Origin of the sequence: Silvanigrella paludirubra (assembly GCF_009208775.1) — a bacterium.
Taxonomy (GTDB): Bacteria; Bdellovibrionota_B; Oligoflexia; order Silvanigrellales; family Silvanigrellaceae; genus Silvanigrella; species Silvanigrella paludirubra.
This window is the reverse complement of sequence record NZ_WFLM01000003.1, coordinates 518,202-540,279: the sequence shown is the minus strand read 5'-3', so window position 1 is coordinate 540,279 and position 22,078 is coordinate 518,202. Positions and strand designations below refer to the sequence as shown.

18 protein-coding genes are annotated in these 22,078 nt (G+C 27.3%); 7 read left to right on the top strand and 11 right to left on the bottom strand.

Annotation, left to right across the window (positions count from 1 at the left end):
• Window positions 1–287: 287 nt before the first annotated feature.
• Entirely contained in the window at window positions 288–2,297 is a 2,010-nt protein-coding gene (locus tag GCL60_RS09885) for an APC family permease (protein WP_153420492.1), read from the bottom strand.
• Between the two features lie 34 nt (window positions 2,298–2,331).
• On the bottom strand, window positions 2,332–2,685 hold the full coding sequence (locus GCL60_RS09880; protein WP_153420491.1) for a DUF423 domain-containing protein: 354 nt from the start codon (window positions 2,683–2,685) through the stop codon (window positions 2,332–2,334).
• 228 nt (window positions 2,686–2,913) lie between these two features.
• Here GCL60_RS09880 and GCL60_RS09875 point away from each other — a divergent pair, with 228 nt between their 5' ends.
• The 4 genes from GCL60_RS09875 to GCL60_RS09860 all read left to right on the top strand — a co-directional run bounded on the left by GCL60_RS09875 (window position 2,914) and on the right by GCL60_RS09860 (window position 6,335).
• The gene (locus tag GCL60_RS09875; protein WP_153420490.1) at window positions 2,914–3,828 is read left to right on the top strand and encodes a ParA family protein; all 915 of its coding nucleotides are present in this window, start codon (window positions 2,914–2,916) and stop codon (window positions 3,826–3,828) included.
• Between the two features lie 88 nt (window positions 3,829–3,916).
• Complete coding sequence (locus tag GCL60_RS09870) at window positions 3,917–4,939, top strand: hypothetical protein (RefSeq protein ID WP_153420489.1); 1,023 nt, start codon at window positions 3,917–3,919, stop codon at window positions 4,937–4,939.
• Window positions 4,929–5,321: a DUF4870 family protein gene (locus tag GCL60_RS09865; RefSeq protein ID WP_153420488.1), complete on the top strand. Its 393-nt coding sequence runs from the start codon at window positions 4,929–4,931 to the stop codon at window positions 5,319–5,321. Before GCL60_RS09870 ends, GCL60_RS09865 begins: the two co-directional genes overlap by 11 nt.
• 141 nt (window positions 5,322–5,462) lie before the next feature.
• Window positions 5,463–6,335: a tRNA threonylcarbamoyladenosine dehydratase gene (locus GCL60_RS09860; protein WP_153420487.1), complete on the top strand. Its 873-nt coding sequence runs from the start codon at window positions 5,463–5,465 to the stop codon at window positions 6,333–6,335.
• Between the two features lie 150 nt (window positions 6,336–6,485).
• Here GCL60_RS09860 and GCL60_RS09855 read toward each other — a convergent pair whose 3' ends face one another.
• Entirely contained in the window at window positions 6,486–8,309 is a 1,824-nt protein-coding gene (locus GCL60_RS09855; protein WP_161998160.1) for a DUF4153 domain-containing protein, read from the bottom strand.
• 95 nt (window positions 8,310–8,404) lie between these two features.
• On the opposite strand from GCL60_RS09855, the gene GCL60_RS09850 reads away from it, so the two are divergent.
• Complete coding sequence (locus tag GCL60_RS09850) at window positions 8,405–9,838, top strand: amidohydrolase family protein (protein WP_153420485.1); 1,434 nt, start codon at window positions 8,405–8,407, stop codon at window positions 9,836–9,838.
• A 19-nt stretch (window positions 9,839–9,857) separates the two neighbouring features.
• On the opposite strand, the gene GCL60_RS09845 is transcribed toward GCL60_RS09850, so the two are convergent.
• From GCL60_RS09845 to GCL60_RS09810, 8 genes are all read right to left on the bottom strand, one after another.
• Window positions 9,858–10,973, bottom strand: coding sequence for an acyltransferase family protein (locus GCL60_RS09845; protein ID WP_153420484.1), 1,116 nt, complete (start codon window positions 10,971–10,973; stop codon window positions 9,858–9,860).
• A gap of 204 nt (window positions 10,974–11,177) precedes the next feature.
• Window positions 11,178–12,116, bottom strand: coding sequence for a class I SAM-dependent methyltransferase (locus GCL60_RS09840; protein ID WP_153420483.1), 939 nt, complete (start codon window positions 12,114–12,116; stop codon window positions 11,178–11,180).
• Between the two features lie 3 nt (window positions 12,117–12,119).
• On the bottom strand, window positions 12,120–12,866 hold the full coding sequence (locus tag GCL60_RS09835; RefSeq protein ID WP_153420482.1) for a Rossmann-fold NAD(P)-binding domain-containing protein: 747 nt from the start codon (window positions 12,864–12,866) through the stop codon (window positions 12,120–12,122).
• 16 nt (window positions 12,867–12,882) lie between these two features.
• Window positions 12,883–14,424, bottom strand: coding sequence for a phytoene desaturase family protein (crtI, locus tag GCL60_RS09830; protein ID WP_161998159.1), 1,542 nt, complete (start codon window positions 14,422–14,424; stop codon window positions 12,883–12,885).
• Window positions 14,421–16,460, bottom strand: coding sequence for a phytoene/squalene synthase family protein (locus tag GCL60_RS09825; RefSeq protein ID WP_153420480.1), 2,040 nt, complete (start codon window positions 16,458–16,460; stop codon window positions 14,421–14,423). The genes crtI and GCL60_RS09825 overlap by 4 nt, the downstream gene beginning before the upstream one ends.
• Window positions 16,457–17,596, bottom strand: coding sequence for a polyprenyl synthetase family protein (locus GCL60_RS09820; protein ID WP_153420479.1), 1,140 nt, complete (start codon window positions 17,594–17,596; stop codon window positions 16,457–16,459). The genes GCL60_RS09825 and GCL60_RS09820 overlap by 4 nt, the downstream gene beginning before the upstream one ends.
• A complete protein-coding gene (locus GCL60_RS09815) occupies window positions 17,593–18,138 on the bottom strand; it encodes a hypothetical protein (protein WP_153420478.1) in 546 nt (181 codons plus the stop codon). The genes GCL60_RS09820 and GCL60_RS09815 overlap by 4 nt, the downstream gene beginning before the upstream one ends.
• A 4-nt stretch (window positions 18,139–18,142) precedes the next feature.
• Window positions 18,143–19,624: a phytoene desaturase family protein gene (locus GCL60_RS09810; RefSeq protein ID WP_272914823.1), complete on the bottom strand. Its 1,482-nt coding sequence runs from the start codon at window positions 19,622–19,624 to the stop codon at window positions 18,143–18,145.
• Window positions 19,625–19,940: 316 nt separating this feature from the next.
• Between GCL60_RS09810 and GCL60_RS09805 the strand changes: the two genes are divergently transcribed.
• Together GCL60_RS09805 and GCL60_RS09800 are read left to right on the top strand one after the other, a co-directional pair.
• Window positions 19,941–20,681 (top strand): SDR family NAD(P)-dependent oxidoreductase, encoded by a 741-nt coding sequence (locus GCL60_RS09805; RefSeq protein WP_153420476.1) that lies wholly within the window; start codon window positions 19,941–19,943, stop codon window positions 20,679–20,681.
• A 12-nt stretch (window positions 20,682–20,693) separates the two neighbouring features.
• Window positions 20,694–22,076 (top strand): NAD(P)H-binding protein, encoded by a 1,383-nt coding sequence (locus tag GCL60_RS09800; protein WP_161998157.1) that lies wholly within the window; start codon window positions 20,694–20,696, stop codon window positions 22,074–22,076.
• The last annotated feature ends 2 nt before the right edge of the window (window positions 22,077–22,078 follow it).

Genomic DNA, 22,078 nt, shown 5'->3' with positions numbered 1-22,078 from the left:
TAAAAAATCCTCATAGATCTAATGAATTTAAAAATTTAATTCCTGGTGATATAAAATTTTGGTATCAATTAAAATAATCGCGATATTGAAGTAAAAGCAAAATCTATGCCAAATAAAAATATAGAATTAGAAATTTTTCTAATTCTATATTTACAACAAAAGTAACGAATTTTAAGAAACAGACTCAGTTAAAATATTTTTTTAAATATATTTATAAAAACACCTCCTCTTTAAAAAGAGGAGATGTTTATTTAATTAAAGTATTTTTAATTTATATTAATTTTACATTACTCTGACATTAAAAAGATGACAGGACGAACATCGTCTTCTTCAGTAGATTCCCAATACTGAACAAGTACTTTATATGTTAAAATTCCTATTTCTCCCTCACCAAATAAAACATAAAAAATAGCCTGCTCCATTGCGTTTTTACGTGCAAGACCTAAATATATTGCAATAGGATCTATCTGCTCACTGATATAAGCAACGGTATTTGGAATAGCTACAGCTCCAGAAACTTCGATTAAATAATTATTTGCATCATTATACATTCTTAATACTTTGATAACTAAAGGAGTCTCAAATTCACTGCGATCATCTCGAAGGGAAATGGTTAAAAACGCCAAAGGGGCTTCACATTTGTAATGTTCCTTTATTTTATCTTCTTTGTGTTTAAACCATTTTTTATCACCAAATGAAATTGGAACTAAATTTACTTTTTTATTTTTGATTTCTTCCCAAAGTTTTTCAGACTCTACACCAATAATATTATGAGACTCCACTCTCAATTCAAAAGCACGACGCCAACGGCTTATTGCACTCGCTAATAATATGGCAATGAAAAAGATAAAAGCTATTACTAATCCGTCTGGTCGGATTTTTACATTATCAATTAAAGTATAAGTAAACACTATAGATACTAAAAAGAAATAAATAATTTTGAATCTTAATTTTTTTGAAGATTTGACTTTAAGTTCTTTTTTAATAGACAAGGTTACAGCAATTGCCGCAGATAAAATGAGAGCCAAAACACCTGTAGCATAAGCTCCCGCTTGTGCATTTACATTTGCATTAAATACCACCAAAATAATTGTACTAATTAGGGTAATGATAACTACCAAAGGTCTTCTGAAAGAAGCCCATTGAGGAGCCATACCAAAACGTGGTAAATAACGTGGAATAATATTTAATAGACCAGCTAAAGCAGAAGACCCTGCAAAACCTAAAATAATGATTGTACAAAAATCATATACAGTTCCATATCCATTCCCAATATATTTATGGGCTAAAAAGGAAAGCGCTCTTCCTGAGGCTTCTCCCCCATCAGCAACTTGTGATTGCTTTAATAATATAGACGTAACAATACTTGAGGTGATTAAGTAGGCAGACATAATTAAAGCAGAAAATAAAAGTAGATTTTTTGTTCCTTTAATTCTCTCCACGGGAATATTTGTCTTATTATGACTTTCTTGTAAGTCAGATTTCCCATTTTTAATAAGTGGCATTACGGAAACGCCAGTCTCAAATCCACTCAACCCTAAGGCCAGCTTTGGAAAAGCTAGTGCTGAAATGATAAAGAGTCCAAACCAGTCTACTTTAAAAATAGGATCTGAAATCCATTGATAAATTAAAATAGGCTCATTCATTATGACTAGAGAAGCCTTTATGATTACAATTAATGTAAGTAACAAGAATGGAATTGTGCATAAAATGGCGACTAAAATGGCTTCTCTAAAACCTACATAAAATACAGCTCCCAAAGCTAGAACCATTACTATAGATATTGCTAAATTTGAGTGCCCCACATAAGTACTAATATAGGGATTTTCAACCATGTGAGCTGCGGCATCGGATGCAGATAAAGTAATAGTGATAAAAAAATCAGTAACAGCAAAAGATATCAAACCAAGAACACAAAACTTACCACTCCAGCCGCTTAACAAATTTTCAAGCATTGCTATGGAGCCTTGCCCCGTAAATGATCTTTTAGCAACCTCACGATAAGTGGGCACGGCACCAAATAAAGTAACTAGTACTAAGAGTAAAGAAGAAAAGGGGGCTAAAGCACCAACCGCCATTAAAGCAATGCCGGGTTGATAAGCAAGTGTGGAAAAATAATCTACCCCTGTAAGACATAAAACACTAAACCAGTGGTGTGTTTTTTCTTGGACATGCGGACCAGATTTCATTTTAAAATAAAATAATTTAGTTAAAAGAAAGGATAAATTCTTTACGAACTTATGAGAATAATTCTTATTTTTTGAGCCAGATTCTTTATCATTTTTACGGAAGATCATGGTACCTCTTTAAATTTCATTCTTAGTTTCTTTATTAAACATTAGATTTTTTTTTGAAATCTAAAAAAAGAAATATCCAACCAAGTAATAAAGAAACTCCTCCAATTGGAGTGATAGATCCTAAAATCGGCATATTTAAGATTACGAGTAAGTAGAGTGAACAAGAAAATACAAAAGCGCCAAAAGCAAAACAAAATTGTGATCTTTTTTTAATTGTAAAAAAAGAGGATAAAATACCAATAATTACATGCATCATTAAATAAAGGGTAGCTGTCTTCCAAATTTCAAGCATTTCAATTGTTACTTTATCTTTCAATCCATGAGCACCGAATGCCCCTAATGCGACTCCAAAAAAGCCTAAAATAGAAAAAAGTTTGGGATAAAACATGATAGTTCCTTAATAATAGTCTAAACTTGTGCTGTCAATATTTTGACGCTTTTTTGCTTAGTTACTTAGCAAGCACAGAAAGACAATTCTGTTTATTTGCAAGGTATAATAAAAAAGGTTTTCTTTTTTAAAAAGAAGCAAAACCAATAACAGGATAAGCATAATGTAGAATCGTTTCCATTAACAATAAACTCTAGATCTTATTTTACCTTGCTTTTAGGAGAAAAAATGACAGAAAAAAAAGTAAAAAGAATTGGTGCTACAAAATCAAATATACCAAAAGCAATGACAAAAATGTATGAGCGTCCCAATTCGGTAAGAATAATTTCTGTTTGCAATCAAAAAGGGGGATGCGGCAAGACAACAACAGTAATAAATATCGCAGCTGGCCTTGCCAAATTAGGTCAAAGAGTGCTTGTTGTTGATTTAGACTCTCAATGTAATGCAACCACAGGTCTTGGTATTGATATAAATGATATTGATAAAAGCGTCTTTGAATTATTAGTAGAACCTAAAAAAACAAATCTTGAAGATGTTATTTTAGAAACTCAATATGAAAATTTACATATTGCACCAGCTTCAATTGAACTATCAGAGTTTGAAAGCAGAATGGCGGGCGAAATTGGTCGTGAAAACCGCTTAAAAAAAGCTTTACTCCCCCTTCACCCTCTTTACGATTTTATTATTTTAGATACTCCTCCAAGCCTTGGTTTACTTAGTGTAAATGCATTGAATGCGGCTAATGAAGTTCAAATCGCTTTACAAGCGCATCCTTTTGCATTTGATGGATTAAATTTATTATTAGAAACAATAAGCTTGATAAAAGAAGAATTAAATCCAAAGTTAAAAATTTCAGGCCTTGTTGTTACTATGTTTGATTCACGAACAAAGCTATCTAGAGAAATTGTTGATAAAGTAATGAACATAGATTTATTAAAAAATTCTGTATTTAAAACGTGTATTCGTCAAAATGTAAAACTTGCTGAAGCGGTGAAGGCAAGAAAATCTGTTTTAAATTATGATCCTTCCTGCACAGGTGCAGAAGATTACTTATCTTTAAGTAAAGAAATATGCTTACAAAATAATAAAATGGATATCCCTATTGTTACTTCTGAAAATAAATTTGAGGCGCAAGTGGAATAATTTGATGTGACGTCACATCAAACTGAAAAAATAAATGCTTAATAATAAATTACTTCATTTTGATTTTAAATAGAGAGGAAATTGTTTAATGGATATTCAAAAACCTAAAAAAGCTCTTAGGGGTTTATTTTCAAGAACGGAACCAGAAATTCAGCCAGAAGAAAATAAGCAAATACAAAAAATAAATTCATCAGAATCACAAAATGAAATAGTCCAAAAAATAGATTCTAATTTAAATACGGCAAATGAAGAAAAAAATATTTCATCTCATTTACATTCAATTAAAACTTCTCCGCAAGAATTACCTAAGGTAGAATTGCAATCACAAAATGCAGAAATTGAAGTAACAAAAAATGAAAATGAAATGCTCATTTTAGATAGCGTTAACACGCCATCAAGTCCCATTGTAGAAAAAAAAGATCTAGCCTACACAGTGACTAAAATACAATACAATTTTGAGCGCCTCCGTCTAGAAAGAAATAAATGGGATAAAAATGAATATATTTCATTTTTAAATAGAATTGATAATGCACAAACAGAAGCTTTTTTTCTTAAAGGCAAATTAATTGGAGAAATAAAAGAGCGCTTTTATGAAGGCAATAAAGTTGGCTGGAAAGCTTTTTGTGATGAAAATTTAAATATGAATTATACGACAGCAAACCAATATATTCGAGTTGCGGAAGAATTTGATATTTCTTCTAAACAAAGAACCGATTTTGGCTTTGAGCATTTTAAAGCTTTGTTACCCGTGCCTAGTGACCAACGTAACAAAATTTTAGAAAACCTTCCCACAAGTGTAAGTGTGAAGTCATTAAGAAACATCGTATCTAAGACATTAGGGAAAGAACCAAACCTAACGCATACTAGTACTCAAAAAGTTCATATACGACATATCACAGAAAATTTAGAAAAAATAAAAATACAATTAGAATCTCTAAATTTAAATGATTTAGAGCAATCCGATAAATGGAGTCTTTTGGGAGCCTTTAAAAACTTATCCGAAGAAATGTCTAAAATGTCTGAAATGCTTTCAAAACCTCAAGATTCACGATATCATTCAAAGCACTTGGGCGCGACTTCAGCCCTGATAGAGGACGATTATGCAACATAATGATTATTATAAAAATTCATCTCAAAATAATTTGCCTGCAAAAAGCATGACCGAAAATGTATCAATGGTAGTATACGTGCTTCAACTTATTTCTGTTTTTACAGGCGGTCTTTTTTCTTTAATTCCTTTGATAATCACATACCTATTTAGAACACAGGTTAAAGAAAGCTGGCTTGACCATCACTACCGTTGGCAAATTCAAACCTTTTGGTTTGCCTCTATTTTTTATTTTTTAGCATGGGTTTTTGGTTTCATTCCTTTTATAGGGTGGATTTTTTCAATTCCATTATTTTTACTTGCTTCTGCAATTGTCATAGTAAGATCCATAAAAGGTTGGAAACGCCTCACCATACAAAAAGCTCCTCAAAATTTAATAGAATAACAAATCAATTATAACTTTATTAAATTTATATATTTTCTTTTTTTAAATCCTTTTAAATTTTTGTGGAAAGATTTTTTAAAAGTAACTAAGAAAAGATTCAGGGGGATCCCCTTTCACTTAAAGAATATATAAGGATTTAAAATGGCATTCCGTAATCATCGCTTCAGCAGGTTAGAGCTTCTTATAGGAAGAGAAGGCCTTGGAAGATTTAGAAATTTACATGTACTCATCGTAGGAGCTGGAGGAGTAGGTGGTTTTGCTGCCGAAGCCATAGCAAGAGCTGCTGTAGGCAAAGTCACTGTAGTCGATCATGATGACGTTTGTGTTACCAATGTAAATCGCCAGATCCATGCCTTTACAGATACAGTAGGTAAAAAGAAAGTCGATCTTTTAGTCGAGAGACTTCAAAAAATAAACCCATTGGCAAGTTACTTTGGAATTGATGAACATCATCATCCCGATAAAAACGATTTCATTTTTGAAGAGGCTGAACGTTTGGCAGGGCAACCCGTAGATGCTGTTATTGATTGCATAGATACATTAATTCCAAAAGTTGATTTAATCGCAAGATGCAAAAAGAAAGATATTCCTATTTGGAGTTCCATGGGTTCAGCAAGCAGACTAGATCCATCACAAATTAAATGCGCCGATATTTCAGAAACAAAAAATGATAAATTTGCAAAACAAATTCGCTTAAAACTTCGTGAAGTTGGAGTTACAAATGGCGTTCGAGTTGTTTATTCAACAGAAGAAGCGATAGATCCTGAACAAGCTGTTCCAGGTACTGAATGGAATTGTATTTGTCCAACAATAGAAAAAGAATTTGGTGCATGCCAGCATAAAAGAGTCATGCTTGGAACCATTAGTTATATTCCTCCTATTTTTGGAATGTGGCTTGCTGGTGACCTATTGCAACATTATTTAAAAGGAATTGACTTTAAAAACAGGGATACTTTTGAAAAAGTACCTACATATGATGAGTTTAAAAAGGTTTTAAAGCTTGGACAGGGGTAATTCAATTTGATGTGACGTCACATCCTTTTTTGGGTAAATATTTCCTACTGTCAAACACAATGTCATATTTTTGACATAGGAAATATATCCCTAGCAAAATTCAAAAAAATTCATTAAAAAAAACCATAGGAAAAATTAAAAAATAAATAATTATTTTATTTTTTCTTTGATTAAAATCGTACCTTCTGAATATACCGAAAGTTTAAAAATACCATTCATTTTAATGATACTTAAATGCTCAAATATTAATTTTACTTCTATATTTTTAGATTCAAAATGCAAAGTCATATCCTTAATATTATAAAATTGATTTTCCTTTGCATCATCTTTTACTCTAACGGAATTTAAATTATTCAAAAAAGATTCTAATGGAATAGTAATGATTAGCTTTTGATCTTTATAAATAGACAATTCAGATTTTTCTTGATGCATTTCAAGCTTAAAATTTTCAATAGTAATTTTATTTTCATTTTCATAAAAATTAAACTTTAATAATGTATCATAATTTTGAATATCTAAAGGAAAACTTCTTAAATTTAAATGAAAGAAAAGCTCATCACTTAATTGCTCCTTATCCCATTGATCCATATAATTTATTCCAATTCCATCCAAAAGTATTTTAGCAAAAAAATTAGAATCAGGGTATTTATATTTATTTACTTTAATAGCATTTATTGCTTTTTCACCAAATATCTCTTTAACTGAATCTAGTCCATGATTTTCAATTAAATAATAAATTTTATTACTAATTAATTGACGCTGCACTAAAGTAAGAGAAATTGGTGATTTTTGAATTTGATTATCAACCAAAATTTTATTTTGAATTAAAAAAGATTTTGCAATATTGAATTGGCTTTTAAAAGATAGACTATAAATGCTCCATGGACCGACGAGAGAAATTAAAAATACAATAGATAAAGATATTGGTATAATTTTAAGATTTTTTGACTTTGAGATAACATAGAATAAGGAAATTAAAAGTAACCAAAGTGCCAATACCAATAGGATATAACGATTTTCTGTGATTCCATAATCTGCAATTCTTAAATATAATCCAATAAATAACATTCCTAAAAGAGGAAACATTAAAAAATGAAAATATTTACTAAAAAAAACGACCCACTTTGTAGAAGATTTATTAAAATCTTTATTGATCAATAATTTAGTTAATATTCCTAATATCCCTAAAATGGAAACCAACCATCCTATAAGTCCTTTAGGCAAATCCCACAACAATAATATTTTAAACATATAAATATAAAGAATTATAAAGTAGGATAAGACAATAGGTACTAAAATGTTTTGAGTAAAAAATTTTAAGAATGAAGGATAAAGCTCTATTGTATTTAAAGAATTTATATTCTTTGGGATACCCAAAACAAAAAACCAAGTTTGAATTATAAATAAACAAAAAAAGAATATATTATAATATAAAATTGATTTAACATTAAACTCAAATAAATAAATACAAGTTTGAATTGCAATCATAATAAATATAAAAATAATTGCTGAATAAAAAATAGACAAAGATATTCTTTGCAAAAGAATTCGATTAAATTGCCAAAACCCATTTAATTCTTTTTTTAAAATGAAAGGACTAAATGACAAAACCAAATGCAATAAGATAAAAATTTGGATATATTTATATATATTATTTAATGAATGATCAAAACTTGAATTGTAATAATATATTAAAATAACGAATAATGATGAAATACCTGCTATTATTTTTTTACCTTTAAATTTTAATCTCTCAAAAAACAAATAAAAGGATAATGAAAGAGGAATTCCTAAAGCACAAGACATAATTCCATTTACAATATGAAAATTATCGGAATTAATTTGATAAAATCTATCCATGTAAATACTTAAAAAAGTAGCTATAAAAGAAAAAAGAAGGGTTACTGGAAATCTTAATAATGAAATAAAGGTTTCATTAAATTTAAGTTTTAAAATAATTTTATTTAGATACATTTTTCCACCTCTCATAAATTCAATCTCTTATAAATTTACTAATTAATAAATCTAAAGTAGTTTGATTTGTTTTATATACTATAAAAGAGGTTTTTATGCTTAAATATTTTTTTTTATTTCTCTCAACAACAATACAAATTTCTGCGATTGGACAAGATCTTATTATTAAAAATATTAATATTTTGACATACGAAAATAATTTCAAACCATATTTAGGTCATATTGAAATTGATAAAGGTAAGATCACAAAAGTCAAAGAAGGGCATCCAAAAAACGAGAAAGCAATAAAAGTCATTGATGGAAAAAATAAATATTTAATTCCTGGATTAATTGATTCTCATAATCATATTAATCTTGTCCCAGGTCTTAGCTCTGAACAAGAAAAAAAATATCCAGAATTAGTTAAAAATTACCGGAAGCAACTGCCACACAGTTATCTTTATCATGGATTTACTACAATTGTTGATCTATTTACAACAGATGAAGATATCATAAAATCTTTTAAATCTAATAAAAAACACCCTGACTTATATACTTGCGGTGGTGCTGCTGCAGAGTACCAGGGCTACCCCATGATTTATTTTCCTGAATCTGAAAAATTTAAAAATGTTCCTAACTTTATTAATAGTCATAATAGAGATGAAGAAGAAAAACATTCTCCCAAAAATGCGATAAAAGGGATTATAGAGAGAAATGGGATTGTGGTAAAAACACATTATGAAAGTGGCTTTTCTCCAAATAAAAAACTTCCTGTTCCTTCTGAGAAAAATTTAAAACTTTTAATTAAAGAAGCTCATAAAAATAATTTACCCGTTTTAATTCATGCTAATTCTTTAGAATCTTTTCAAATGGCAATAAATGTAGGAGCAGATGGATTCGCTCATGGGCTATGGAGATGGCAAACAAAAAGCGAGAACGATAAAATTCCACTGGCAGTAAAAAATGTCTTAGACCAAGTTATTTTAAATAAAATGGCATACCAACCAACTACACAAGTTATGAAAGGCTTGGTTTCGTTATTCGATTCAAATTATTTAAACGATCCTCTTTTAGAAAAAGTAATACCTAAAAATTTAATTCAATTTTATAAATCAAATGATGGAAAATGGTTTGAAAATGAAATTACCTCTGAAAGTAATTTAGCAGATATGGAAAAGGTATATAATAATGGAATTCAATCTTTAAGCTATATCAATAAAAATAATGGTTTTTTAATATTTGGAAGTGATACACCTTCAGCCCCTATTTATTCAAACCCCCCAGGTTTAAATGGATACTATGAAATACAAAATTGGATCAAAGCAGGAGTCAGCCATAAAAGATTACTAGAAGCTTTAACAATAAATAATGCTAAATTTTTAAGACTACAAAATAAAATAGGTTCTATACAGGAAGGAAAAATTGCAAATCTCGTTTTATTAAATAAAAATCCATTAGAAGAGATAGAAGCTTATAATGATATAGATAGTATTATTCTTCATGGCGAAATCCATAAAAGAGAAATATTTGAAATGAACAATAAGTCATAAATAATTTATAATAAAAATATTATTGATTATCAACAAGTATTTTTTTATTTGTTCTCTTTTCTCCTAAATAAACATATTTTAATAGTAATTTTATAATTGGCTTTTCGACAATAATATGAACAATTATTCCTACAAATGCTATACTAATTAAAGAAAATAAAGTTAAAAATAAAAATGATAATGGTGTATTATAACCTAATTTAAGTTTTATAAAAATATACTTAACAAGTCCAAGAGTAAAAAGATGACTTAAATAAATAGAATAAGAGGAACTTCCAAGTAAATATGGTATTTTATAATATTTAAATTTATTATTTTTTTCTATCATTAAACAGCCAATAACAACTAAAGTAGCAGGAACACCCCAAGATATACCTCTAACGGTTAAATCTTTAAATAGCATAAAGCCAGTTATTCCTATTAAAATAAAACTAATAGAAATTAATAATGATTTAGATTCAAAAAATTTACTTCTAAAGTATAAATTTGCAAGAAACATTCCAGATAAAAATTCAAGTAAAAGGGGGTTAGTATAGGTCAATAATATAGCATTATTTGTTTTAATTAAAAAGCCAGTGATAAGAAGTATAGAAAATATAACAGCCATTGATATTAAAATATGCTTTTTAGTTTTAAAAAGAAAAAATGAAAATAATAAATAAAAGAAAATTTCATAGTTCAATGTCCAGCCAGGAATTAAGATAGGCCATATTTCATGATTCTTAATATCAAAATAAGGTATAAATAGCAGTGATTTATATACAGATTCAAAATTAATTGAAACATTATTAAAAGCTAATTTAGGAAATAAAAAATTCAATATTATTAACATAATTAGAAAAATCCAATATAAAGGAATAACTCTAATAAATCGGCGAATAAGAAAGCTTAAAGGAGATAGATTTTTATTTAAATAGTTTAAATAAATAACAAAACCGCTAATTACAAAAAAGACATCGACTCCACTTGCCATCCATTTGGATACACTAACTAACGCTAGAGGAGTTTCCTTAGATTCCGCTAAATGATATAGAGCAACAAGAAGAGCTGCAATGCCTCTTAAATAGTGAATCGATAGTATTTCATCATTTTTAATACTAAAATTTTTTTTATTAATGCCAAAAAAATCTAACATATACAAACTTTCAATTAAAAAAATAGACTAATTAAGGCCTAAGAAAGGTCTAATACGATTGAAAGACTAGTAATAGCAAAGAAAATCGTCAAGAAAACATAACAAGATTAATCATTAGTTTATTATTAATAAATAAAAATAAGCACTTATATAAAATCTACTAAAATATAGGGAGAGAATTTTTATAACATTTTACTTAAAAAATTACTTTTTACTACAAATAATTGTCATTAAACCAAAACTAAAATATTTTTCAAATAGAAAAATTGGAAAATATAAAACTTTAAATAATAAAAAATGAGAAAAGTATTTTTCTAAAGATTTTATTTCATTTTTGGATATATTCTTTTTTTCAATTTCACCCAACCACCAAAATATATAAGCATCTAAAGTTCCATAATTTAAAATTCTTTCTACCTTCCAGCCCGAATTTTCTAATAATAATTCAATAGACTTTGGAGAATAAATAACACTGTGACGTGGGGTATGAAATCCAGCCCAGTTCTCTTTTTGAATTTTTCTAGATAAGGAATTAAAATTCGGGACTTCTATAATTAATAAAGACTCTTCCAAAGATATGTCATGTAATCTCTTAAGCAATTGCTTAGGATTAAAATGATGTTCTAAACTATGCCACATCGTAATTATATTAAATTTATTTTTAAATTCAATTTCATTAAAATCACCTGAATACAAGTTAATTTTATCAAAAGTATTTTTATGTTTTATCCATCCATTATTTGAAAAATCATATCCAAAACATTTCCATCCTGTTTTTTTTTCCAATTCATACAAAAAGGAGGGATGCCCACAACCAAAATCTAAAATACGTGTTTCTTTATCAAATTTTTTATTTAAATCTAATAAAAAATTTATACGTCTTTTATCTAACATCAATTGCCATTTTTTCACTAAATTAGTATATTTTCCCCAGATATTATCGCTGGAATATGGTAAATAATTTTCATCATAAAAATGAGACAAATCTTGTTCTTTTGGAGGATCATATAAATAAATAGAATCACAGTTTAAACACTTATGAAACGAAAATATAGAATCATTATTTTGCATTTGTACTTTAGAAGAAACGAAAAATTCAGAGTTAGAATAATCACATATAGGACAATTATTGTTTTCATTCATATATTAAATTTCACAATTTTCAGGATATTTTTTAAACTGGTAAGAGTTTTCATTCAAAAATTCTAGAATTTTATGATTCATTACCTTTTTACTTCCATTTGTTAAATTTGGAAATTCAAATATGGCATCGTATTTTAATGATTTTGAAATTTGATTATGTGTTTTGTAATCACCAGAAGTTAAATTAAACCGTTCATAGAATTTATAATTCTTAAATAACTTACTAGTAAAATAAATAATATCTTCAACATGAATATAATTTAAAATATTTTCACCATACTTAACACGTTTTTTTTCATACCAGTTTTTAGGATATCTTTCAGGCCCAAGAATACCAGAAAGATGTAAAATTAAAGCCCCTTTTTTTCTAAGTTCTTCTTCTGCATAAATTCGAGGTTCATCTAAATTTAATTTAGAATTTTCATTTATTTCTTCATTTTCAATTTCACTTTTATATGCAGAAGTTGTAGATAAAACAATTACATTTTTATTTTTTAAATACAAATCAAAAAAAGTTAAACAATTTTCAATTTCATTTTTATTTTTTACAGCAGGAAAAGTCCATAATATATCATCAAAATTAATTATATTTTTCCAACTATCTTTATCTAACAGATCAAAATAAAATGAATTTTCAGTATTTTCTTTTAACTTTCTACTTGTCCAAACGTAATGAGGATTTTTTTTTAAATAAAAACCAGCAACGTAACCTAATCCTAATATTATACCTTTTTTATGATCAGCATTCATGAATAATATGGTTCCATTAATAAAGATTGATATAGGAAAATGTTGAAGGTAAATTTGCTAAAAGTGCCGGCATTTTTTCAGACCCAATATCTTTTGCAACTAAACGACAAGTAATACGAGAGCTTAATATAACGCCAGGCAATCCCGCACCAGGTTGTGTATTTGCACCCACAAAATAAAGACCATCGATTTCAGGTGAAGAATTAGACGGACGAAATCCCGCACTTTGTAAAATCCATGGTTCTAAACCAAATGCGTTACCTAAGTGGCTTCTTAAGGTTGTATCAAAATCAACTGGAGTAAAAATACTTTCTTCTACTATCGAAGATTTTAAACCTGGTAAAAATTTATCTTCTAAAAAAGTTCTTACTTTATCAGCAATCACATTTTTATAGGAATCCCAATTTGTTTGACTTGCTAAATTAGCAACTGGAACAAGGGCATAAATGACTTCGCCACCCTTGGGAGCCAAACTCGGATCTGAGCGAGTAGGAATATGGATATAAACACTAAAATCTTCAAACTCTATTTTTTTAATAAAGATATCTTCTAATAATTCTTTGTAACGCGGCCCTAAAGCAATTGTATGCTGGCACATTTCAGGCCATTGTTTATTTGTACCAAAGTACATCAAAAATGCAGACATACTTAAATCAGCTCTAGATAATTTACGTGATAATTTTTTAGGATATGCATTCCCTTTTAAGACTGTTTTCACAAAACGATGCATATCTGCATTTACGAGTAATTTATTAGAAACTAAAGTTTGATTTGAAGTTTCTACAACAAAATCTCCAGAAAGATTTTTTGAAACAGATTCCACAGGAGAGGATAAAAAGGTAACACCACCTAATTCTCTAAATCTTTTATCAAAAGCTTCTGCAAGTTTATTCATTCCTCCTATAGGATGAAAGACACCATAGGCTCTTTCTAATCTATTAATTAGACTATAAACTGCAGAAGCTCTAAAAGGATTTCCACCAATTAATAAAGGATGAAAACTTAAAAATTGTCTTACTTTTTCATTTTTAACAAATTTTGAAACCATAGAATATACTGGTCTAACAGCATTCAATTTTAAAAGCTGTGGCGCAACACCCAACATAGAATAAGGATTTGAAAAATTTTTATCACCTAATTCAACAAAACCTTTTTGGAATATTTTTTCAGCATGTGCAAAAAAAGCTTTCACACCTTCAACTTCATCTGGAGAAATTTTATTTATTTCATTTAAAAACTTATCTTGAGAATTATAGTGCGCTATATTTGTTCCGTCGTGAAAAACAACATTATAATAAGGATCCACGGGAACAAACTTACAATAATCTTCTCTGTTCACTCCGGACATTTGAAAAATATCATCTATTAAAAAAGGGGCTGTTATTATTGAAGGCCCCCTATCAAAAAGATATCCATTTTTATTTTCTACATAAGCTCTTCCACCAACTTTGTCTAGAGCTTCTATAAGAGCAACAGAAAGTCCCATGCTTTGTAAAGTTAACGCACTAGATAAACCACCAAAACCAGCACCAACAACGATAGCATCATATTTTTTCACGGTAATTCCTCTTTACTAATTAGTTTTGCTACTTTTAAAGGATGAAAACCAATTACTACTTTTAAAAATATAATCATTTTTTTAAAATGAGATATAACAATTCTTTTCTTAAAAATAACAGATTTATCAATTAATATTTTCCCAAGAATAGATCCATATACAGCAACCATTAGCTTTACACAAAGACGAGCTCGAAAAGAAGGTATATATTTTATACCTTCTAAAGACTCACAATAATATAATATGGCTATATCTGATAGATCTTTTATGATTTCAATTTTATTTTGTTTATTTACTTCATTCGAGAAAAAATCTAATGAATTTTCAATTTTATGTTTTTGAAATAATGAAATTGGAATATAAATTCTTTTTTTATCGTAATCTTCTTTTACATCTCTTAAGATATTAGTTATTTGCATTGCAGAACCCAGCTTTTCTGCTGCATTTAATGCAATAGGGCTTTTTTGTGTTCTAAATATTTTAGACATCATAATGCCTACTACGCCTGCTACACGATAACAATATAAATTAAAATCGGAAATATTTAATGGCTGTGAAAAATGTTCATCCATTAACTGCCCAGAAATAAGGTCTTCGAAATATACTTTTTCTAAAGAAAGATTCTTAATTAATAACCGTGAGTTCATGATAAAATCTAGGGCAGAATCATAATTAATTACAGAATATAAGCTTAATGATATATTTTTTATCAATAACGGAATAAAATCATCCAATATTTCTATATCATCCGACCAAAAGACATTTAAAAGTTGAGTTGAAAATTTTGAACCAGGTTCATTTAATAAAATATTTTCATCAGTAGCGTCATCTATTAATCTACATAGAGTATAAATAAAATAAGAACTATTTCTTTGCTCTATAGGCAACACTAATGATGATATATAAAATGATTTTCCATGATTCCAAGTTATTTTTTTGCATATTTTAGAAAAGTTTAAATAAGAACTAATTTCTGATTCACTTGAAATATTTTTTAGAATATGAATTTTTCTAGAATAAAGTAATTTTTGATTCCAATCATTTATAATCTTCTTAGGATTTAAAACCTCTATAGTTGATAAAATATTATCAACAGATTTTGCTCTATAATAAAAGGGCGCAGATTCAATCGTTTTATTAAATTGGATTTCATTAAATGCGATTGAATTTATTTTTTTAGGATAAGAAAGACCAAAAAAAGTATTTGAGTTTTTTAATATTAGTTCTTTTTTTGATATTGAGTGTATTTTAGAAGTTAATTCATTATTTATAAATCCAATATGAAACATTTTTTCAATATGTGGAAAAAAATAATTAACTTCATATTCATTTTTATTTCTAGCATGCCACCAATACCAATTATCTTTAATAGAATAAAGCGATTCAAAACCCGCATTATGATCAAAATATAGATTTGCATTTTCAAATTTATATAAATTTGTATTTCTTTTTGAAAGTTTTATACTTAAAGGAAAATCATAAAAATTAGATTTTCTTTTACAGATATTTGTTAAATCAAATTTAGGTGATAAATCAAATATTTTTATAAATCCATTCGCATTATTTTTATATGAAATAAATTGCCAAAAATGCTTTTTATTTGATCCTAAATCAATATCTTTATTTGTTTTAATACATGAAACATCTCTTGGGTAATCTATAGATAATTGAATATACTTCTTTAAAGAATGATCAGGAAACCAAAGCTCTAAAGAAGGAGTTTCTAAATTAAACCATTTAAATATTTTTTCTTTAAATTCTTTTTCTTCATTTCCCTCAAAAAAAGAATAACTATAACCCACAATTTTATTTTTGTAATAACACGTAAAATATATTGAGGAATTCTCAGAAGAATTAGTATTTTTTATCTCAAAACAATCTTTCAATGAAAGAATTAAAATAACATGTAAATCTTCCTTATTAATTTCTAGATAAAACCACTCATAAAATACATTATTTTTAATTTTTGAAAGAATTATAGGATCCTGATTTTCAATTTTTGCAATTTCAGCGTCTTGAATTTCAAGTATTTTCATAATGCATAATTTTCTTTTACTATAGATTTATTATATTTAAGGTGTATCATAGAAAATATTTTCTTTTTTATTTCATCAAATGGTTTTTCAATAATTTCAGATAAATACTCTCTAGATTCTTTATTAAAATGAACAGAATCTAGTTGTATTGAATTTAAATGAAGTAGATATGAAGCCTTATAAAAACACTTTTCTAAAGCATTGAATTTTTTTGCATGATTTAAAAAATATTCTTTAAAACGATTATTAATGAGTTCATTATTCATTTGAATTTTTTCATCTTCTGTTAAAATATCTAAAAAGCATAATACAACAGCACTTCTCATTCCTGAGTTTAAATCTTCATATAATTTATCACGATTTAATTCTGGTATAAAATTCTTAATATCATCAAATATTTGGTATATAATTCCGTATATTCTAAATACATTTTCAAGAATAATAATGTCATTTTTATTTATATTCAATATTTTTTTAGCACAGTCAAAAGCAAGAGATATTAACTTTGAAGTTTTTAATTCGGCACATCTTTCATAAAATTCCCATCTTTCATTTTCAGATAATAAAAAATGATGATAAGTAGTTTCTGTATTTTTACTACTTAAATCTAGTGCTTGGCCTATATGACAATCAAATAAGGTATCCATTACAATAGATTTTAAACTTTGTGGAACGTATTTTAATGCTAAAAAATACATCCAATTTGCTGTATTTAATGCTTGTGGCATTCCATATTTAACATGAAGAGATTCTTGTCCTCTTCTTTCTTTACTATCATCTTCAATATCATCAACCACAAGACTTGCGCTGTGAAGGATTTCAATTGTTATTGCAACTTTATTCATTTTTTCGAATATTTTTTTTTCGCTTAGTTTTATATTTGATAATTTTTCTGTAAAATTTCCTTGCATATAAAAATTTCTAAAAAGCCAATAACATAGCATTGGTCTTATTCTTTTAGCCTGTGTTGAAAAAGAACTTCGTGCTGTTTGAATTAAATATTTTTGAAGAATAGTTTGAATATCTTTATTGTCTTCATATAAAATTTCATATAATTCAGAATCTAAAAAATAATTTAATTTATCCGAAAAATATTTTAAATCATTAACATAAGGATCATTAATTAAATTACTCATATAGTTTTAATCTCTTTTTTATAAAATATCAACACAAAATGCAATCCAGCAACAAATAAACCCATTAAAATTACAGGATATAAAAAATATTTCATATATAAATCACTTGAAGTATTTTGTATGATATTAGAACTAGTTAAAAACCAATCTTCTTTAGGTTTTGAAACAAGAATTAAGGTAGTATATATTGCTCTTAAAGCAGACATACCGAAATGCATTGAGTATTCAAGACTTGTCAAACCACCGATTGTTTTTCTACTTTTATTTTCTTCAAAAACGTCCATATATTCAATAATTAAACTTATAAGAGTTAAAAAAATACCAAACCACAAATAGATTCCTTTAAATTCATCCAAAAATAAAAAATAAATAGACCATGGAAAAAGAAAAGAATTTAAAGTATGTAATAAATGCTCTTTTCTAGAGTCTTCTCTAGCGTACAATTTATATTTGTATAAATGAAAATATAAACCATCAATTGATGCTACTATTAAAAATAATAATAAAAATAAACAAGATAATAATTTATATTCAATTAACATAGCATTACCTATTGGCAAATTTTTTTAAGATATGGTCTGCAATTCTTCTAGCAGATTTCATTACCATGGTAACACCAGCGCCAGGATGAACACCAGCACCCACAAAATATAAATTCTGAGTATCGGTTAATCCTGAAAAATGAAAATTCATAGGCTGAAAGGATGAACAAGTAGCACTATATATTCCTCCATTGAGACTGTTAGCTCTAACTTCTAACTCGTTTGGAGTTATAACCTTAAATATTTTTCCTTTTAATTTCATGCTTAATCTAGTTCTACAAATATTTAAAATTTTCTCTGAATATTTATTTATAAAATTATCATCCCACTTAACTTCCGCTAATGTATTTGGAGCCATAGCAGATATAAATAAAACACGAGAAGAAACACTTTTATCTGTTGCATGTGGCCAAACTAAATAAACACAAGGGTCATTTGGAATTTGATTTTTTTCACATACTTCAATAAAACTCTTTCTCCAACTTTCAGGAAAAATTTTTATATGATGATCAAGATCTATTTCATCTTCCAAATCAAATAAAATCACAAATTGACTTTCAGAAGGTCTAAATTGTTTTTTTTCAAGTTTTGAATTAAATATTTTTTTAATTGAAGGTATTTCTAACCATGTCTTGGATGCTACATAAGGATCACTATTAGATATAATAATGTCATAAATACATTCATTAATTTTATGTTCTTTTTCAAAAGTTAATTTAAGGTTGCTTCCATGTTTAAAGTTTTCATTTAATTTAACAGAAATTACTTTTGAATTAAAATGAAATTTCGCATTATAATCTAAAGCAGCTTTATATAAATGCTCTGCTATATTATACACTCCACCTTTTGGAAAAACGATTTCAGAATTTAACTCGACATGAGCTACACTTAGTATCCCGCCTTGAGCTTCATCAGGATTCATGCCAACGTAACTTGCAAAGTGATAAAAAAATTCTCTTAAATTTGAATTTGTTATTAAAGAATCAACTACCTTAGAATAGGGGGTTAATGTAATTTTAGGGTACTTTAAAAATAATCCAGATGACAATGATTTTAACCCAAGCTGAAAATAAGATGGAGGGTCAACATGAAATATATGATCTTCAGCAAATTCATAAATAGAAGATGAAATTTTCATAACTTCTTCAAATTGTCTTGAAATATTTTGATCTATTTTTTGGTAAAAAGAAACAAGTTGATTTAAACCAATTGGTAACGACCAATCTGTTTGATCACTAAAAAGTAATCTACAACCTGTAAGCAATGGAATTAATTCAGGTGGATTTTTTTTTAAAATTTTAAAAATTTGATAAATTTCATTGGGCAATGATATTAAAGTAGGGCCTGTATCCCAAGAGATACCATCTTCATTTGTGTAACGAAACATTTTTCCACCATATGTTTCAGCAGATTCAAAAACATCTATTTTAAAACCTTCTTTAGAAAGAAGTGAAGCTATTGACAAACCGCCTACACCAGAACCAATGATTGCTACTTTAATAAGTTATCCCCTAAATATAATTAAATCACTTTATATTCACGGTTTTTCAGATACCATAAATTTAGTATATCCTCAACTTTTTGAATGAAATTATTATTAAATATATTTTAATTATCAATTAAGCTTACCACTTTAAAAATTTTTATATCTTTTTTACAATGTATTATTTTTGCATATTTTCAAACTTGAATATTTACAGTTTTTAAAATATAAGTAAAAATTATGAATTGAAATTATTTAGTTTTTTAAATTTATTTAAAATACGAATTAACTAAAAATTATAATTTAGAAAGTAACAAAAATGAGTAACAAAAAAACATTAGTAATAAATGGCGGTAATTCATCAATTGGTAAAAAATTATATGAAATTGAAACCAACAATAAAAATATTGCTCTAATTGTAAAAGATAAATCAAACTTAGAAGAGAATAATTATAACAAATTTATATATCAAGCTAATGCAACAAATCCAGAAGAAATTCAACAAGCAATTCATGAGATTTTAAACGAACATAATTCTATTGATGAATACGTTCATTTAATTGGATCAATTACACTCAAATCCTTGCATAATACCTCTCTTAATGAGTGGAATCAAATTATGGATTTGAATTTAAATAGTATTTATTACGCTTTAAAAATTATATTGCCAATAATGCAAAAACAAAAATCAGGAAATATTGTACTTATATCTTCAGTTGCAGCACAAGTTGGACTAATGAATCATGAAGCAATATCAGCAGCAAAAGGTGCTGTTGAGTCTTTAACTAGGAGTTTATCTATATCCTATGCCAACTTTGGAATTAGAGTAAATTGTATAGCCCCATCCTTAACGAATACCAAAATGGCCAAGTTTTTAGTTCAAAATGAAATAGCAGTAAAATCTACAATTTCGTTTAATGCAATTAAAAGAATAGGGGAGCCAGAAGATATTGCAAATACAATTTCATTTTTATTAGATCAAAAAAGCTCATTCATTACAGGTCAAATTATTTCTGTCGATGGTGGTTTAACTCACGTTAGAACACCTCATAAACTATAAAGAATAATGATTATGACTAAACCTAGAATAGCCATTGCAGGAGCAAGTGGTTTTATTGGTATATACGCAATTGAAGAATTATCAAAAAATTTTAGAATTAGAGCATTATGTCGAAACCTTCCCACAACAAATAGTCTAAATTCAGATGTACAATGGTTTTCATGCGATTTATTTAATTTAAAAGAAGCTGAAATTGCATTTCAAGATTGTGATTATATTTTATATCTTATTCATTCTATGACAAAAGGAAGCAGGTTAACTCAAAGCACTTTTGATGACCTTGATCTAATTATTGCTGATAACGTTAGACGTTCCGCACTAAAAAATAATATTAAACATATTATTTATTTAGGTGGCATTATTCCAGAAATAAATTATGGAATATCAAGACATTTAAAAAGTAGAAATGAAGTTGAAATTGTCTTAACTTGTTCAGGTATACCTTTAACTTGTATAAGAGCTGGAATTATTATTGGGTCTGGAGGAAGTTCATTTCAAATTGTCTACCGGTTAGTAAAAACTTTAAAAATAATGACAACACCAAAATGGACAAAATCACTTTCACAGCCAGTTGATGTTAATGATGTTATCCAATTTATTAAACTTTGTGTTGGAAATAAAGAAGTATATAATAAAGTTATTGATATACATGGTACAGAATTAATATCCTATAATGAATTGATTATTAAAATTGCTACGTTAATGAAACTAAAAAGAACATTAATAACATTACCGTTTTTTAATTTAGGTCTTTCAAAATTATGGCTTTATATAATTACTGGTATTGATTATTATACAATATCACCACTTATTGATAGTTTAAAATATGACTTGAAAGCAAATCATTCCCTTTATTTTAATAATTATATACCAAATCCAATATCATTAAATGACTCATTACAAAGAGCAATTGAAAATGAAGAAAAAAATGAAATAAAACCGAGAAGAAAAACATTTGAAGAAAATAAAGTAAGAACAGTTCAAAGATTAAATTTGCCAATGGGTTGGGATTCAATCAGATTAGGAAAAGAGTATATTAATTGGCTTCCAAAAGTATTTTTCACAATAATACGGTCTAAAGTTAACAATAATATTGTTCGTTTTACTTTTCTAAAAATCAATTTATTAACATTCGAGTTTTCAGATGATAGAAGCTCTACAGATAGACAACTTTTTTATATAAAAGGTGGACTCCTTGTTATTAAAAAAGATTATCCTCCAGCAAGATTTGAGTTTAGAATTAGCCCACATGAACAGTCTGCAATTGCTGCAATTCATGACTATTATCCTTCATTACCTTGGCCAATTTATAGGATATTTCAAGCTAGTTTTCATAAAATGGTTATGTATTTATTTAATAAACATCTCATAAAAATTCAAAATAAAAAAGTTTAAAA

Bases quoted from the DNA above. Each gene is read 5' to 3' on its own strand.
- GCL60_RS09825 (WP_153420480.1), bottom strand. From the start codon at position 16,460: ATGAAAATACTTGAAATTCAAGACGCTGAAATTGCAAAAATTGAAAAT.
- GCL60_RS09815 (WP_153420478.1), bottom strand. From the start codon at position 18,138: ATGTTAATTGAATATAAATTATTATCTTGTTTATTTTTATTATTATTT.
- GCL60_RS09840 (WP_153420483.1), bottom strand. From the start codon at position 12,116: ATGAATGAAAACAATAATTGTCCTATATGTGATTATTCTAACTCTGAA.
- GCL60_RS09865 (WP_153420488.1), top strand. From the start codon at position 4,929: ATGCAACATAATGATTATTATAAAAATTCATCTCAAAATAATTTGCCT.
- GCL60_RS09885 (WP_153420492.1), bottom strand. From the start codon at position 2,297: ATGATCTTCCGTAAAAATGATAAAGAATCTGGCTCAAAAAATAAGAAT.
- GCL60_RS09860 (WP_153420487.1), top strand. From the start codon at position 5,463: ATGGCATTCCGTAATCATCGCTTCAGCAGGTTAGAGCTTCTTATAGGA.
- GCL60_RS09835 (WP_153420482.1), bottom strand. From the start codon at position 12,866: ATGAATGCTGATCATAAAAAAGGTATAATATTAGGATTAGGTTACGTT.
- GCL60_RS09805 (WP_153420476.1), top strand. From the start codon at position 19,941: ATGAGTAACAAAAAAACATTAGTAATAAATGGCGGTAATTCATCAATT.
- GCL60_RS09845 (WP_153420484.1), bottom strand. From the start codon at position 10,973: ATGTTAGATTTTTTTGGCATTAATAAAAAAAATTTTAGTATTAAAAAT.
- GCL60_RS09875 (WP_153420490.1), top strand. From the start codon at position 2,914: ATGACAGAAAAAAAAGTAAAAAGAATTGGTGCTACAAAATCAAATATA.
- GCL60_RS09850 (WP_153420485.1), top strand. From the start codon at position 8,405: ATGCTTAAATATTTTTTTTTATTTCTCTCAACAACAATACAAATTTCT.
- GCL60_RS09820 (WP_153420479.1), bottom strand. From the start codon at position 17,596: ATGAGTAATTTAATTAATGATCCTTATGTTAATGATTTAAAATATTTT.
- GCL60_RS09855 (WP_161998160.1), bottom strand. From the start codon at position 8,309: ATGTATCTAAATAAAATTATTTTAAAACTTAAATTTAATGAAACCTTT.
- GCL60_RS09880 (WP_153420491.1), bottom strand. From the start codon at position 2,685: ATGTTTTATCCCAAACTTTTTTCTATTTTAGGCTTTTTTGGAGTCGCA.
- GCL60_RS09800 (WP_161998157.1), top strand. From the start codon at position 20,694: ATGACTAAACCTAGAATAGCCATTGCAGGAGCAAGTGGTTTTATTGGT.
- GCL60_RS09870 (WP_153420489.1), top strand. From the start codon at position 3,917: ATGGATATTCAAAAACCTAAAAAAGCTCTTAGGGGTTTATTTTCAAGA.